General features: G+C 62.3%; 13 protein-coding genes. 8 read left to right on the forward strand and 5 right to left on the reverse strand.

Annotation, left to right across the window (positions count from 1 at the left end; all coding sequences use genetic code 11):
- The first annotated feature begins 330 nt into the window (after positions 1-330).
- Entirely contained in the window at positions 331-1,971 is a 1,641-nt protein-coding gene (locus JG746_RS04320) for an ABC transporter substrate-binding protein (RefSeq protein WP_202357045.1), read from the forward strand.
- A gap of 516 nt (positions 1,972-2,487) precedes the next feature.
- Here the strand turns inward: JG746_RS04320 and JG746_RS04325 are convergent.
- Positions 2,488-3,000 carry a hypothetical protein gene (locus JG746_RS04325; RefSeq protein WP_202357046.1) on the reverse strand — a complete coding sequence of 171 codons (513 nt, stop codon included), beginning with the start codon at positions 2,998-3,000 and terminating at the stop codon, positions 2,488-2,490.
- A 211-nt stretch (positions 3,001-3,211) separates the two neighbouring features.
- Here JG746_RS04325 and JG746_RS04330 point away from each other — a divergent pair, with 211 nt between their 5' ends.
- Positions 3,212-3,727 carry a phosphotransferase-like protein gene (locus tag JG746_RS04330; protein WP_202357047.1) on the forward strand — a complete coding sequence of 172 codons (516 nt, stop codon included), beginning with the start codon at positions 3,212-3,214 and terminating at the stop codon, positions 3,725-3,727.
- Between the two features lie 146 nt (positions 3,728-3,873).
- Positions 3,874-5,487, forward strand: a complete 1,614-nt coding sequence (locus tag JG746_RS04335; protein ID WP_202357049.1) for a GmrSD restriction endonuclease domain-containing protein — start codon at positions 3,874-3,876, stop codon at positions 5,485-5,487.
- A gap of 53 nt (positions 5,488-5,540) precedes the next feature.
- Here JG746_RS04335 and lepA read toward each other — a convergent pair whose 3' ends face one another.
- Positions 5,541-7,346, reverse strand: a complete 1,806-nt coding sequence (gene lepA / locus JG746_RS04340) for a translation elongation factor 4 (protein ID WP_202357050.1) — start codon at positions 7,344-7,346, stop codon at positions 5,541-5,543.
- 197 nt (positions 7,347-7,543) lie between these two features.
- Here lepA and JG746_RS04345 point away from each other — a divergent pair, with 197 nt between their 5' ends.
- The 5 genes from JG746_RS04345 to msrA all read left to right on the forward strand — a co-directional run bounded on the left by JG746_RS04345 (position 7,544) and on the right by msrA (position 11,287).
- Positions 7,544-8,605: a TadE/TadG family type IV pilus assembly protein gene (locus JG746_RS04345; RefSeq protein WP_202357051.1), complete on the forward strand. Its 1,062-nt coding sequence runs from the start codon at positions 7,544-7,546 to the stop codon at positions 8,603-8,605.
- Between the two features lie 207 nt (positions 8,606-8,812).
- Positions 8,813-9,139, forward strand: a complete 327-nt coding sequence (locus JG746_RS04350; protein WP_202357052.1) for a hypothetical protein — start codon at positions 8,813-8,815, stop codon at positions 9,137-9,139.
- Between the two features lie 102 nt (positions 9,140-9,241).
- Positions 9,242-9,946 carry a DUF1223 domain-containing protein gene (locus JG746_RS04355; RefSeq protein WP_202357053.1) on the forward strand — a complete coding sequence of 235 codons (705 nt, stop codon included), beginning with the start codon at positions 9,242-9,244 and terminating at the stop codon, positions 9,944-9,946.
- Between the two features lie 87 nt (positions 9,947-10,033).
- A complete protein-coding gene (locus tag JG746_RS04360; protein WP_202357054.1) occupies positions 10,034-10,309 on the forward strand; it encodes a hypothetical protein in 276 nt (91 codons plus the stop codon).
- Between the two features lie 249 nt (positions 10,310-10,558).
- Complete coding sequence (msrA, locus tag JG746_RS04365; RefSeq protein WP_202357055.1) at positions 10,559-11,287, forward strand: peptide-methionine (S)-S-oxide reductase MsrA; 729 nt, start codon at positions 10,559-10,561, stop codon at positions 11,285-11,287.
- A 176-nt stretch (positions 11,288-11,463) separates the two neighbouring features.
- Here the strand turns inward: msrA and JG746_RS04370 are convergent, their stop codons facing one another.
- The 3 genes from JG746_RS04370 to JG746_RS04380 form a co-directional block, all read right to left on the reverse strand.
- Positions 11,464-12,468: a cytochrome d ubiquinol oxidase subunit II gene (locus JG746_RS04370; RefSeq protein ID WP_202357056.1), complete on the reverse strand. Its 1,005-nt coding sequence runs from the start codon at positions 12,466-12,468 to the stop codon at positions 11,464-11,466.
- A gap of 5 nt (positions 12,469-12,473) precedes the next feature.
- Positions 12,474-13,835, reverse strand: a complete 1,362-nt coding sequence (locus JG746_RS04375) for a cytochrome ubiquinol oxidase subunit I (protein WP_202357057.1) — start codon at positions 13,833-13,835, stop codon at positions 12,474-12,476.
- A gap of 118 nt (positions 13,836-13,953) precedes the next feature.
- A complete protein-coding gene (locus JG746_RS04380; RefSeq protein ID WP_202357058.1) occupies positions 13,954-14,442 on the reverse strand; it encodes a MarR family winged helix-turn-helix transcriptional regulator in 489 nt (162 codons plus the stop codon).
- Positions 14,443-14,465: the final 23 nt, after the last annotated feature.

The following is a 14,465-nucleotide window of genomic DNA, read 5'->3' on the forward strand; positions in this document are numbered from 1 at the left end:
GGAGGGGGGAGAGGTGGCTCGGCAAAGCCGAGACGGAGTGGGGGAAGCCGCTGGTGAAACGCGAAGCCGCAGGCCAGGGGGCGGACCTCGGCAGCCACCAGAAATGGATTGCCCCACAGGCCACGTCTCTGCGGAGCGTCGCACAACTCCTGCGGATTCCAGAACACTTCCCAACGTCACCCCGCCCTATCATCGCCGCCTCAGGCAGAAGCGTCCCGGCGGTCGCAGCCGCTCCCGCGTCGGCGATTCGCCGGGACGAGTCTGATTCCGTGCATGTCCCAAACCCCCGCACTTTTGGGCGGCATGCACCAACGACAAGAGGGAACGACGATGAAATTCATGCTGACCGACCGCAAGCTGCATCCGCGGGCCAAGCCCGTCGCCGCGGATTTCAAGACCGGCGGCATCAACCGCCGCGAATATTTTGCCCTGATGGCCGGCCTCGGCGTCAGCGCCGCCGGGGCGTTTGCCTTGGGTGGCCTGACCGCGGCGCCTGCCCGCGCCGCCGAGCCGAAGAAGGGCGGGACCTTGCGCGTCGCCATGAACGTCAAGGGCTTCAAGGACCCGCGCACCTTCGACGGCGTCGAAATGTCCAACGTCGCCCGCCACTGCAACGAATATCTGGTGCGCTGGAACACCGATTTTTCCTTCGAGCCCTGGCTGCTCGAGAAATGGGAGATGAGCGATGACGCCAGGACGCTGACGCTCTATATGCGCAAAGGCGTCACCTGGTCGAATGGCGACGCCTTCAACGCCGACGACGTCGTCCACAACCTCACCCGCTGGTGCGAGGCCGGCGTCGCCGGCAATTCGGTCGCCGCGCGCATGGGCGCGCTGGTCAATGCCGACACCAAGAAGGTGGTCGACGGCGGCATCGAGAAGGTCGACGACTTCACCGTCAAGCTGAACCTGCCAAAGCCCGACATTTCGCTGATCGCCGGCATGGCCGACTATCCCGCCTTGATCATGCACCGCTCCTATGAGGGCGACGGCGACCCCATGAAAGCGCTGGCGATCACCACCGGCCCCTGCGAGCTGGTGAAATGGGACGCCGAGACCGGCGCCGAGGTGAAGCGCAAGGAAAAACCCTGGTGGAAGGGCGAATTCTATCTGGATGGCATCCAGTGGATCGACTACGGCTCCGACCCCAACGCCATGCTGTCGGCCTTCGAATCCGGCGAGATCGACACCGACCACGAAACCGCCTCCGACGCCGTCTCGCAGACCGAGCAGATGGGGCTGAAGAATTTCGAGATCGCCACCGGCTCCACCATCGTCGCCCGCTTCAACATCGGCAACGCGCCCTATGACGACATCAAGGTACGCCGCGCCGCCCAGCTCGCCATCGACAATGCGGCCGTGCTGGCGCTCGGCCTCGGCGGCCGGGGAAAACCGGCCGACAACCACCATGTCGGCCCCATGCACCCCGAATATGCCGATATCGGCCCGGCCAAGCCCGATGTGGAGGAGGCCAAGAAATTGCTCGCCGCCTCCGGCAAACCGGACCATGAATATGAGCTGATCTCGGTCGACGTCGAATGGCAGAAGAGCACCGGCGACGCGATCGCCGCGCAGATGCGCGAGGCCGGCCTCAAGATCAAGCGCACCGTGCTGCCCGCCGCCACCTTCTGGAACGACTGGAGCAAATACCCCTTCTCCTGCACCGAATGGCTCGGCCGCCCGCTCGGCGTCCAGGTGCTGGCGCTGGCGTATAAATCCGGTGCGGCCTGGAACGAAAGCGCCTACGCCAGCAAGGAGTTCGACGAACTGCTGGACAAGGCGCTGGCGATGCCCGACGCCAAGGCCCGCAAGGAGATCATGGCCGGCATCGAGAAGAATTTGCGCGATAGCGGCATCATCATCCAACCCTACTGGCGCTCGGTCTACCGGACCTACCGCAAGGGGGTCGAGGGCTGCGAACAGCACCAGGCGCTGGAACAGCATTTCGAGAAGGTTTGGATTGAGGGGTGAGGCGCCGACGCTGATCTTCCCTTCTCCCCTTGTGGGAGAAGGTGGCCTCGCGAAGCGAGGTCGGATGAGGGGTGCTCCAGCTTGACGCTACTTAGACAACAAATCGAACGAGAGAACACCACCGCCTCACTCCGCTGGAGCACCCCTCATCCGTCTCGGCGCTAGCGCGCCGATCACCTTCCCCCACAAGGGGGTAGGAAGGCAGCGCCGAGCCCTGCGCACTAACCTTCACCGCCGGCGCCACCCCTCACTGTCCTGCCGGACATCTCTCCCCGTAAACGGGGCGAGAGGGGCTGGCGGCAACGCCGGCGCCTTCTTTGCAACGTTGGCGATTGGCGAAAGCGGCGACAACAGCCCCTTCGCCCCGTTTACGGGGGGTTGAGGAGTGGTCCGCGTAGCGGACGAAAAGCCAACTGCTTGGCTTTTCGAACGACGAACGCCGGCAGGCAGATGAGGGACAGCGCTGACGCTCATCTTCCTGTCGCGGACTTCGACGGACGCTGACACGGGCACTAGTTACCGCCCGTCCCTCACCAGCGTCCAGATCCACCCAATAAAAGTCAGGACCAGGAACGGATACCCCGCCGCCGGCAGCGGCGCTGAAATCGGCAGCAAGGGCGCGCCCCACAGGATCATGCCGGCCGAGACGACAAACAGCACGGCGGCCACAAGCGCGGTGAGCCGCATCCAGAGCGCGAAAATCTTCGGCGCGCTGACCATGACCAGCCCCGCCGCCCACAGCGAAATGCCGCCGACATAGGAAGGCACGCTGGCCTGTAAGCCGGCCGCATTGCCGGCCAAAAGCAGGCTCTCGCCGGCCAGGAAGGTCAGGAACCCCGCGGCGACGCAATCATGGCCCAGTCGCTGGTACTTCATAGTGAGCAGCGCGGTGGCGACGACCAGCGCCACGCCGTCGATCGTCCAGAGCGTTTCGCGCAGCGGAGCGCTGGCGACGAAGGTGCCGGCAAGGCCGAAGGCACCGCCGATGGCGAGGCCGAGAGAGGCGATGGAGTCTGAGGTGGTGCGCATGTGGTGTGTCCCCAAGGCGTGGAGAAGGATAACTCAGGAGGCAGGCGTCAAAAAGGGAGAGGTCGATTGCCTAGGAGGCGAAGCCCCCCAATTACCCCGCGCGCCCATCACAGCTGCGACAGATAAGGCTAACTTACAAAACCAACTAGTAATCTGAAGCAAAACTGCGATTGTATTCTGAAGCGTAAATTTTTCTAAATGGGATTTGAGCATGCGAGGGCGCATAATCATCGTTCATGGCCCTTCAAGCGCGGGCAAATCAACGGTCATTCACGCGTTGCGCGAAGCCCTTAGCGAGCCGTTCTGCTACTACAGCGTTGACCTCTTTACGGACAGCAGTTTCCATCCGGTGAGCTTGTATCCACAAGACCGGAACATAGGTGAGCAAACCCGTCAATTCATGCGAGGCTTTCACCGCTCAATTGTGGCATTTGCCGAAGCAGGGAATGATCTTATTGTCGAGCACGTTCTAGAAGCCCAAGAGTTCGCCGATGATTTAGTTGAGGTCGTCAAATCTTTCGACGCTTTCTTGGTTGCCGTTACCGCTAAATTGGACGAGCTTGAAAGGCGAGAGAAGCTCAGAGGAAATCGCTCCATAGGAACTGCCGCTCTATTTATTAAGTCTGTCGGTTTTTGCAAAAATGATATGGTCCTGGATACCACGAGCGGTACAACTGATGCTGCCGCTGAAATTATGATAGCATGGCAAAATAGACTTTTAGCTTGACCTCGAGTTGGCCGGATCCGAAAACCTTTCGCATCCGACAACGCAAAGGCATCGAATCACGACGACGCCAGTGTATCCGTGTCGCATTAAGCATCAGCGGTGAGGCGCGATCGTTTTGTGGCAGATGGTATGAAGGATCGCAACTGATGGCAGGTAAACGCCTAAATTTGGATGCGCTGATTAAGCGCGAGAACGCTGATACTGTAACCCACGGACCCGGAACCATTGGTCAAGGCGGGATCCCGGTTTCAGAGCTTGCGCAAGGGCGGCTGCATTTCAGTCTACTTCGCAAACCTGACTTCCAACGGGTGACCAATGATTGGGATATCGACAACGTCGTTACTCTAATCAAAAGCTTTCGTGACGGTAGTCTCATCCCTGCGCTCATCCTTTGGAAATCTGAGGCGGGATATACGTTTGTCGTCGATGGAGCCCATCGCCTTAGTGCTTTGATCGCATGGGTGAATGACGACTATGGGGCGGGGCCAATTTCTAACAAATTTTTCGATGGCCACATCCCACGTCAACAGCTGGAATACCACCGAGAATGCCGTAAACTAGTAGCCAACATCGGCACCTATGCGGACCTCAGCAAGGCACTCTCGGACGAGAATCCATCTCCGGAGCGTATTCGATGGGCGTCCAATATTGGTCAGCCCCTTTACGCACAATGGGTGGTTGGAGACGCGGAAATCGCTGAAAAATCTTTCCTGGCAATCAACCAGAGAGGTATTCAAATCAGCGATACTGAGAAATACATGATTGTCGCGCGAAGGAAGCCGAATGTTCAGGCCGCTAGGGCGCTAATCCGTGCGGCAACCGGCCATGAGTATGTTTCAGACTTTGACCCCTCAACCAAGCAAGCAATCTCAAAGGTCGCGTCGAACACTTATGGAATAATGTTCGAACCTGAGAGCGCGGAGCTAGGGCAGTCGATCGAGATGCCGGTGGCTGGCAAGCCTTATACCGCCGAAGCGCTTCGTATAACTCTGGAATTGATTAACTTCACAAACGAAATTGGCGCGCTCAGAGCCCAAGAAGAGTTACCTGACGATAGGGATGGAACTCAGACCGTCAGGTTTCTTGAGAGAGCTTATGGTGTCGTCAAGTACGTGGCCGGTAGTGGTAGCGCGAGCCTCGGGCTTCATCCCTCCGTCTATTTCTGGGGAACCGCAGGTAAGCATCACCCATCGGCTTTTTTGGCCGTGGTCAGTTTCATCCAATATCTCAACTTAAACAAACGGCTAATTGAGTTCTGTCAGCATCGGGCTATGTTTGAGGAATTTCTGGTAAGAAACCATTCTATCATCAAACATATTCTTGGTAAGTTTGGTGGATGGACAAAGAGTGTCCCTACCGTTTTGGCGATGTACAAAATAATTCTTGATGATCTTCGTGATGGCAAGGACTTCGACCAAATTCGTTCTGGAATAATAGCAGATCACCGGTTTAGCGGTTTGGCGGAGCTAGTTGAGTTAGAAGGCGCGCCCAACAAAAAAATTACGCGTGAGACCAGCCAGACAGTCCGCCGCCGTGAAATGCTTAAAACTACCTTGCGCTGTGCAATCTGCTATGCCCGATTGCCGACCACGGCCTTTAGTGATGACCACAGGCGACGAGTGCAAGATGGCGGCCGAGCAAATGAAGAAAACCTGCAGCTAACCCATCCCTACTGCAATCATGGCTTTAAGGAATATCTCGTCTCGGCCGGGCTTCCGTTTCCCTCTCGTCCACTGTTTCTGGCTGACGCTGCTGCCTAACAGTAACTGAAAACGATGGCGAACACTCTTACTCCCGGGGATCTGGCATTGCGCTAGTCGCCCATCTTAAGCGCCTGGATAAACGCCTCCTGCGGAATATCCACCTTGCCGAACTGCCGCATCCGCTTCTTGCCTTCTTTCTGCTTGTCCAGCAGCTTGCGTTTGCGCGAGACGTCGCCGCCGTAGCACTTGGCGGTCACGTCCTTGCGGAGCGCCGAGATGGTTTCGCGGGCGATGACCTTGCCGCCGATCGCGGCCTGGATCGGGATCTTGAAGAGGTGGTGCGGGATAAGCTCCTTCAGCTTCTCGCACATCTGCCTGCCGCGCTTTTCCGCCGCCGTGCGGTGCACCAGCATGGAGAGCGCGTCGACCGGCTCCTCATTGACCAGGATCGACATCTTCACCAGATCGCCCTCTCGATAGTCGGTGAGGTGATAGTCGAACGAGGCATAGCCCTTGGAGATCGATTTCAGCCGGTCATAGAAGTCGAAGACGACTTCGTTGAGCGGCAAATCGTAGGTCAGCATGGCGCGCTTGCCGACATAGGAGAGGTCGGCCTGGATGCCGCGCCGGTCCTGGCAGAGTTTCAGGATGCCGCCGAGATAGTCGTCGGGGGTGAGGATGGTGGCGCGGATCCACGGTTCCTCGATGGCCGAGATTTTCACCACGTCGGGCATGTCGGCCGGGTTGTGCAGCTCCTTCACCGAGCCGTCATTGAGCAGCAGCCGGTAGACGACGCTGGGCGCGGTGGCGATCAGGTCGAGGTTGAACTCGCGCTCCAGCCGCTCCTGGATGATTTCCAGATGCAGCAGGCCAAGGAAGCCGCAGCGATAGCCGAAGCCGAGCGCGGCGGAGGTTTCCATTTCATAGGAGAAGGACGCGTCGTTAAGGCGAAGCTTGCCGACGGCGGCGCGCAGATCCTCGAAATCGGCGGCGTCGACCGGGAACAGGCCGCAGAACACCACGGGCTGCGCCGGCTTGAAGCCGGGCAGGGCCTGCGCGGTCGGGCGCTTGTCCTCGGTGATGGTGTCGCCGACGCGCGTGTCGGCCACCTCCTTGATCGAGCCGGTGAAGAAGCCGAACTCGCCGGGGCCGAGCTCGTCGACATTGATGCGGGCGGGCGTGAACACGCCGGTGCGCTCGACCAGGTATTTGGCGCCGGTGCCCATCATGCGGATGGTCTGGCCCTTTTTCAGCACGCCGTCGATGATGCGCACCAGCACGATGACGCCGAGATAGGCGTCGTACCAGCTGTCGACCAGCATGGCCTTCAGCGGCGCGGTGGCGTCGCCTTCGCGCGGCGGCGGCAATTGGTGGACGATGGCTTCCAGCACGTCGGGAATGCCAAGGCCGGTCTTGGCCGAGATCAGCACGGCGCCGGAAGCGTCGATGCCGATCACCTCCTCGACCTGCTCGCGGATGCGCTCGGGCTCGGCGGCCGGCAGGTCGACCTTGTTCAGCACCACGACGATCTCGTGGTTGTTGTCGATGGCCTGGTAGACATTGGCCAGCGTCTGCGCCTCGACGCCCTGGCTGGCGTCGACGACCAGCAGCGAACCCTCGCAGGCGGCCAGCGAGCGCGACACTTCATAGGCGAAGTCGACATGTCCGGGCGTGTCGATGAGGTTGAGGATATAGTCCTCGCCATTGTTGGCGCGGTATTTCAGCCGCACCGTCTGCGCCTTGATGGTGATGCCGCGCTCACGCTCGATGTCCATCGAGTCCAGCACCTGTTCCTTCATGTCGCGCAACTCCAGCCCGCCGGTCAGCTGGATCAGGCGGTCGGCAAGCGTGGATTTGCCATGGTCGATATGGGCGACGATGGAGAAATTTCTGATGTGGTCGAGGGGCGTGCTCATCCGCGCGCTTTAGCAGGGGTGGCCTGCGGCGGCAAGGCTTGCGGCGCAAGGGCGGCGCCATCGATCACAAAGCGGTGAGCCGCGCCAAATACCGGCCCGGCGGCCGTGGATGATTAAACTTTGATCAATCGCATTAGACCTTGATTTGCCGGCCGCATGGTATCTGCGCGATCACTAATATCCCTGGGGGTAGAAAAATGCTGAAAGTTGCAGGCGGGTTCGCCCGTTCGCGCAGCGGCTCGATGATGCCGCTGTTTTTCCTGAGCCTGGTGCCCTTGATCACCGTCGTCGGCTTCTCGGTCGACTACACCGATGCCGTCCAGACCCGCTCCAACATGCAGGAAGCGCTGGATGCCGCGACGCTGGCCATCACCACGCTGCCGCCTGCCACCACGCTGCCCGCCCGCCAGCAGGCGCTGCAGGACAATTTCACCGCCAACAATGGCGAGGGCACCACGACGCTGGTGAACTTCAACGTCGCCGCCGACGGCACCGTCACCGCGCAGACCTCGGCAAGCTATGCCATGCCGACCGATTTCATGACCATCGCCAGGATTGCCACCGTGCCGGTCGCCGTCACGTCGGGCGTCCACAAGGCGCCGGGCCTGGTGCAGGCGACGTTCAAGGTCAGCGGCGTCTCGGGCTGGTGGAGCAAGACGATGACGCTCTACGGGACGCAATTCGGCGCCACGGTGGCCAAGCCGCTGATGACGATCGCCTATACCTACGGCAACACCAAGGATCCCAAGGGCTACGGCACCACCATCGTCAGCACGCTCACCACCAATTCAAGCGGCCAGACCGTCTCCACCATGGTGCAGAAACAGGTCTGCTCCGTCGGCAACAACCCGCCCAACGGGGTGGCGCTCAAGCAGGATTCGTACGGCACGAACTATTACTGCGTCGATACGATGTATCCGGCCAACAGCGCCGGCGCGGCCATCGACGTCAGCCAGATGGGCGGTCTCTATCTGCAGATGAACGTGCCGTCGGGCAACCCGCAGAACCTCTATTCGAACGACCCGAACACGTCCAACCGGCTCTACAGCGGAACAACCGCCAACAGCCTGGTCGAGACCGCCACCGGCCAGACCGTCGACATCTTCTCCATCGTGCCATGCGGGCAGACGGGCTATCAGGCCTGGGAAGACGGCGGAACCACGGTGCCGGCCGCGCCGTCCAATGCCGACTTCTTCTACAACGTCACCGGCAAGTGCGACTTCAACCAGCGGCCCTCGCTGACGGCGCTGACGCAGTAGGGCGCTGCTAATCTCCCCCCTCGAGGGGGAGATGTCGCCGAAGGCGACAGAGGCGGTCGGCACGACCGGACGCCAACCTTCAAATGCCGCAAAAGGCCGCGCCCAGCCGGACCGACGCCCTCTGGCCTCCCGGCCATCTCCCCCTCGAGGGGGGAGATCGGCTATCATGGCGGCCTTCAACGTCATCAGCCCCTGGAGAGAATTCCGATGTCCGATCCCGTGACACGCGTATCCATTCTGCGCTGCGATGCTGCGAAGTTCGCGCTGTTGCGAGAGATGATGCTGGAGGCCGAAGCAGATCTTCGGCCCGGCATCGAGGCCATGCCAGGGCTGCTCAGCTTTTACGCCGGCGCCGACGAGGCGACATCGTCGCTGATCAACACCAGTGTCTGGGACACGCTGGAGCACGCCAGGCAACTCGATACGTTCCAGCCGATGCTGGATGCGGGAAAGCGATTTGTCGCCGAGGGCGCAAGGTTCGAGCGGCCGATCATGCACTACACCTCGCTGTGGCGTTTCGGGCAAAGCGCGTAGGCCACGATCACAAACCGGTGAGCGCTGTAACGAAGCGGCAAATGGCGGCGAAGTGGGGGAATGACCGGCGCGTCCGAGCGCCGTCCCCCACGGAGCCCGCTTATGCCGAGATCCCCCGCAAGAAAGTTCTTTGCCCTGTTCAGCCTGGGGGCGCTGGCGCTCGCCGCCTCGCTCGGGGCCGCGGCGGCGCAGCCGCTCAGCGTGGTCGAGCTGTTCACCAGCCAGGGCTGCTCGTCCTGCCCGCCGGCCAACGCCAATCTCATCAAGGTCAAGGATCAGCCCGGCGTGCTGGCGCTGTCCTTCAACGTCACCTACTGGGATTATCTCGGCTGGAAGGACACTTTTGGCAAGCAGGAGTTCACCCAGCGCCAGGTTTCCTACGAGCCGACGCTCGGCCATGACGGGCCGTTCACGCCGCAAGTCGTGGTCAACGGCCATGCCGACGTGGTCGGCGCCGCACCGGGCGAGATCGAGCATCTGATTTCCGCGACCGGCAGGACCGGCGGCCCCGCGCTGTCGCTCGAAGGCGGCAAGGTCGCGATCGGCGCCGGTGCGGCACCGGGCGGCAAGGCCGATGTCTGGCTGGTGCGCTACACCAAGGGCGTCGTGCAGGTGCCTGTGGCGCGCGGCGAAAACACCGGCCGCACCTTGCCGCATGCCAATGTCGTGCACGCGCTGACAAAACTCGGCAGCTGGACCGGCGGCGCCACCGCCTATGCGCTGCCCGCCGCCCCCGGCGGCTTGAGCACCGCCGTGCTGGTGCAAACGCCGGGCGGCGGACCGATCCTCGCCGCCGCCACCAACTGATTTCTCTTTCCCTTCGCGCGGGGCCGCATTTGAGCGGCAACGCATCACCCGGCCCGCTTCCGCGCGCCAAAACCCAAGGAGACTATCATGACCAAGTACCTGACCCTGCCGGCGCTCGCCTTCGCGCTTTCGGCCGCCGTTTTCGTCGCCGGCGCCCGCGCCGACGACGCGACCAACGCCATGAAGCCCGCCAATGCGATGGCGACCGACGCCATGAAGCCGGCGGATGCGATGAAGGCGGCGGATGCCATGAAGCCCGCGACCGACGCGATGAAGCCGGCCGACCCGATGGCCACCAATGCGATGAAGCCGGCGGCGGACGCCATGAAACCGGCGGTGGATGCGATGAAACCGGCGCAGTAAGCCAGGTAGGCTGCCCCTCATCGCTTCGCTCGGCTGACCGTTCCGGGGCGAGCCGCTTGTCTCGCCCGTCCTTCGGGCCCCCAAAGAGGAGAGGAGACTACGAGCGCCGGCGCCAGCTTTCTCTTCTCCCCTTGGGGAGAAGGTGGCCGCGAAGCGGCCGGATGAGGGGGAGTCCCCGCCGCACGGCAAATTGAGAACCTCTTCCCGGCCTGCGTCGTATATATTGCAACAACAACAGGAGATCAGAACATGACCGGTATCGAAAAGACACGGCCGTTCTTCACCCGCGGCGCGATGGCCGTGCTTGGTTTTGCGGCGGTGGCGGCGGCCGCCTTCTGGCAGACGCCGGCGCGCTCGGCCGAGGACGCGGTGGTGATCCCGCCGCCGGCAATGGACGAAAAGGCCGCCCCAGGCAGCGAGACGGCGATCTTCGCCGGCGGCTGCTTCTGGGGCGTGCAGGGCGTGTTCCAGCACGTCAAGGGCGTCAGAAAGGCCGTGTCCGGCTATACCGGCGGCGCCAAGGATGACGCCGTCTACGAGACGGTCGGCACCGGCCGCACCGGCCATGCCGAATCCGTCGAGATCACCTATGACCCCGCGAAGGTGACCTACGGCCAGCTGCTGCAGGTCTATTTCTCGGTCGCCCACAATCCGACGCAGCTGAACTTCCAGGGCCCGGATTCCGGCACCCAGTACCGCTCGACCATATTCGCCGAGAACGACACGCAGAAGAAGATCGCGCAGAGCTACATCGAGCAGCTCGACAAGGCCAAGCTCTATCCGGCGCCGATCGTCACCACGATCGAGACCGGCAAGACCTTCTATCCGGCCGAGAACTACCACCAGGATTTCCTGACGCTGAACCCGACCTATCCCTACATCGTCTACAACGACCTGCCCAAGGTGGCGAACCTGAAGCAGCTGTTCCCGGCGCTGTACAACGACAAGCCGGTGCTGGTGCTGTCGGCCAGCAATTGAGGTTTGCGGCCTTCTCCCCGTCACTATACGGGGAGAAGGTGCCGGCAGGCGGATGAGGGGCGGCGCCGGCATCGAGAGGTATGGGACCAAACGGTTCCCTGGTTGACAGGGTTGCGCTGCCCCTCATTGCCCTGCCGGGCATTTCTCCCCGTATAGCGACGGGGAGAAGACGCTCCTCAATCGTACGTCAGGTCCGTCGCCTTCCCCCCGAACACACGGTAGGCGTAGAACGAGTAGAAGATGATGATCGGCAGCACCACCACGGTGCCGGCCAGGATGATGGCCAGGCTTTCGGTCGCCGACGCCGCCTGCCAGATGGTCAATTTGTCGGGCACGACGAACGGGTAGAACGACCAGGCAAGACCGGCAAAGCCGAGCGCGAAGATGGCGGCCAGCGTCAGGAACGGCGTCAGCGCATGGCGGTCGTCGGGCTTCGGCAGATGGAAGGTCTGCCGCCACAGCCACAGGAACAGGAGCGCCGACAGGATCGGCAGCGGCGAGAGATACAGCATCTGCGGCCAGACGAACCATTTGTCGAAGATGCGCGGACTGGCGAAAGGTGTCGCCAGCGACACCGCCGCCATGCCGAGCGCGGTCAGCACCAGCGCGGTGCGCAGCCAGCGCACGGCCTTTTTCTGCAATTCGCCCTCGGTCTTGTAGATCACCCAGGCCGCACCCATCGCCGCGTAGGCGGCGGCCAGGCAGAACGCCACCAGCACGCCGAACGCCATGCCGCCCAGGCCGACATCGAGGCCGAGCACATAGACGCCCAGCATATAGCCTTGCGCCAGCGAGGCGATGACGGAGCCGAGGAAGAAGATGCGGTTCCAGCGGTGCTTCTTGCCGCTCGGCACCTTGGCGCGGAAATCGAAGGCGACGCCGCGCAGGATCAGCCCGACCAGGAGCACGAAGACCGGAATGTAGAGCGCGGTGAGGATGACGCCATGCGCCATGGGGAAGGCGACCAGCAGCAGGCCGACGGCCAGCACCAGCCAGGTCTCGTTGGCGTCCCAGAACGGACCGATGGCGGCGATCATCGTGTCCTGCTCCGCGTCCTCGGCGACGGCGAACAATATGCCGATGCCGAGGTCGAAACCGTCGAGAATGACATAGATCAGGATGGCGAGCCCCATCAGTCCGGCGAAGATCAGGGGGAGAGCGGTTGGCCAGTCGAAGGTCATTTTTCTTACTCCCCAGCCGCCGGCTGCGACATGGCTGCTTTCATCACCCCCGGCAGCGGTGATGAATCACCATCCTTGGCCGCCTTCAGCGCCAGATGCACCAGCACGCCGAGATAGGCGATCAGCAGCAGCACGTAGAGGATGAGATAGACGGCCAAGGTCAGCGCGACATGGCTGCCGGCCACCGGGCCGACGGCGTCGGCGGTCTTCAGCACGCCGGTGACCAGCCAGGGCTGGCGGCCGATCTCGGTGGTGTACCAGCCGGCCAGCGTCGCCAGCCAGCCCGACAGCGCCATCGGCACCATCAGCATGGCGAGCGGCTTGGGCAGGCTGTGCCGGCGCTTGAGGAAGAAGGCGGCCGACCAGGAGACGGCGAGCATCAAAAGCCCGGTGCCGACCATGATGCGGAAACCCCAGAACACCGGGAAGACCGGCGGATGGTTGCCGGGGTAGTCGTTCAGGCCGGGCACCACGCCGCTTGTCGAGTGCCGCAGCACCAGGCTGGCGCCGTCGGGAATGGCGATCTCGAATTTGTTCTCCTTGGCCGCCTCGTCGGGCAGGGCGAACAGCACCAGCGGCACGTTGGGGCCGGTGTTCCAGTTGGCCTCCATGGCGGCGATCTTCTGCGGCTGGTGCTCCAGCGTGTTCAGCCCGTGCTGGTCGCCCGCAAAGATCTGGATGGGGATCAGGATCGCCGCGGTGAAGACACCGGTGCGCAGCGCCTTCCACATCGATTCCGAGCGGTCGCCGTTGAGATACCGCAGCGCCGACAGGCCGGCGACGAGGAACGACACCGTGAGACCCGAGGCAAGCAGCATGTGGACGAGACGGTAGGGCATGGACGGGTTGAAGACGATGGCCCACCAGTCGACGGCATGCGCCTTGCCGTCAATCATCTCGAAGCCGGCCGGCGTCTGCATCCAGGAATTCAGCGCGATGATCCAGAAGGCCGACAAGGTCGTGCCGCCGGCGACCAGCACCGTCGCCAGCGTGTGGACGCGGTTGGAGACGCGGCGGAAGCCGAACAGCATGATGCCGAGGAAGGCCGCTTCGAGGAAGAAGGCGGTCAGCACTTCATAGGCCAGCAGCGGCCCGGCGATGTTGCCGACCTTTTCCATGTAGCCCGGCCAGTTGGTGCCGAACTGGAAGCTCATGGTGACGCCGGAGACCACGCCCATGGCGAAGGACAACGCGAACACCTTCACCCAGGTGAAATAGGCGCGCATCCAGGCGGAATCGTTGGTGGCGTTGTAGCGCAGCTTGAAGAACAGCAGCACCCAGCCAAGTGCAATGGTGATCGTCGGAAACAGAATATGAAACGAAATATTCGCGCCGAACTGGATGCGCGACAGTATGAGCGGGTCCATGGCGGGCTCCGGCTGCTATTTGCTGGCGGCAGCGTATGCCCGTAATGCGAGTTGGTCAAAGCGGCGTCCTGCCGCGAGGCTCAACGCCACAGGACAATTTTACCGGTTGCGGCGGCCTTCAGGCGCCAGTCTCCGGCACTGCGCCTAGCGCATCCGCGAATTTGCGCATCAGGCGCACCAGCTCTTCGATGTCATGCGCATCCCAGGTCTCGAATATGGCGCGGCCGATCTTCTCGCGCGCTGCGTCGACGAGATCGGTCATCGCCTTGCCCTTCGGGCTGATCGCCGCCTCGCGCACGCGCCGGTCGGCGGCACTGGCCTGGCGCTGCACCAGGCCCAGGCTCTCGAGCTTGGCGACCTGGCGGCTGACGGTCGTGTAGTCGCGCCCGACACGGTCGGCCATCTCGACGACGCCGATCGGCCCGAAACGCTCTATGCCGACAAGCAGCGGGAACAGCGCCCGGTCGAGCGGAATGCCGGCCGCCTTGATCAGCAGCTCATCGCGCTGCGGCCGGTTCATCAGGCCGACAATATCGAGCACCGCTCCATGGACCTGGCGCAGCTGATCGGAGATATGTGTATTTTGCACGTTTTTTGTTGACGGCATGCCGGGACTCCTCATATGTGCAT

The sequence above is a fragment of the Mesorhizobium sp. 113-3-3 genome, assembly GCF_016756495.1.
Taxonomy (GTDB): domain Bacteria; phylum Pseudomonadota; class Alphaproteobacteria; order Rhizobiales; family Rhizobiaceae; genus Mesorhizobium.

Excerpts from the sequence above, each read along its gene's own strand:
- lepA (WP_202357050.1), bottom strand. The coding sequence starts at position 7,346 with ATGAGCACGCCCCTCGACCACATCAGAAATTTCTCCATCGTCGCCCAT.
- JG746_RS04355 (WP_202357053.1), top strand. The coding sequence starts at position 9,242 with ATGCCGAGATCCCCCGCAAGAAAGTTCTTTGCCCTGTTCAGCCTGGGG.
- msrA (WP_202357055.1), top strand. The coding sequence starts at position 10,559 with ATGACCGGTATCGAAAAGACACGGCCGTTCTTCACCCGCGGCGCGATG.
- JG746_RS04380 (WP_202357058.1), bottom strand. The coding sequence starts at position 14,442 with ATGCCGTCAACAAAAAACGTGCAAAATACACATATCTCCGATCAGCTG.
- JG746_RS04375 (WP_202357057.1), bottom strand. The coding sequence starts at position 13,835 with ATGGACCCGCTCATACTGTCGCGCATCCAGTTCGGCGCGAATATTTCG.
- JG746_RS04370 (WP_202357056.1), bottom strand. The coding sequence starts at position 12,468 with ATGACCTTCGACTGGCCAACCGCTCTCCCCCTGATCTTCGCCGGACTG.
- JG746_RS04350 (WP_202357052.1), top strand. The coding sequence starts at position 8,813 with ATGTCCGATCCCGTGACACGCGTATCCATTCTGCGCTGCGATGCTGCG.
- JG746_RS04330 (WP_202357047.1), top strand. The coding sequence starts at position 3,212 with ATGCGAGGGCGCATAATCATCGTTCATGGCCCTTCAAGCGCGGGCAAA.
- JG746_RS04320 (WP_202357045.1), top strand. The coding sequence starts at position 331 with ATGAAATTCATGCTGACCGACCGCAAGCTGCATCCGCGGGCCAAGCCC.
- JG746_RS04360 (WP_202357054.1), top strand. The coding sequence starts at position 10,034 with ATGACCAAGTACCTGACCCTGCCGGCGCTCGCCTTCGCGCTTTCGGCC.
- JG746_RS04335 (WP_202357049.1), top strand. The coding sequence starts at position 3,874 with ATGGCAGGTAAACGCCTAAATTTGGATGCGCTGATTAAGCGCGAGAAC.
- JG746_RS04345 (WP_202357051.1), top strand. The coding sequence starts at position 7,544 with ATGCTGAAAGTTGCAGGCGGGTTCGCCCGTTCGCGCAGCGGCTCGATG.
- JG746_RS04325 (WP_202357046.1), bottom strand. The coding sequence starts at position 3,000 with ATGCGCACCACCTCAGACTCCATCGCCTCTCTCGGCCTCGCCATCGGC.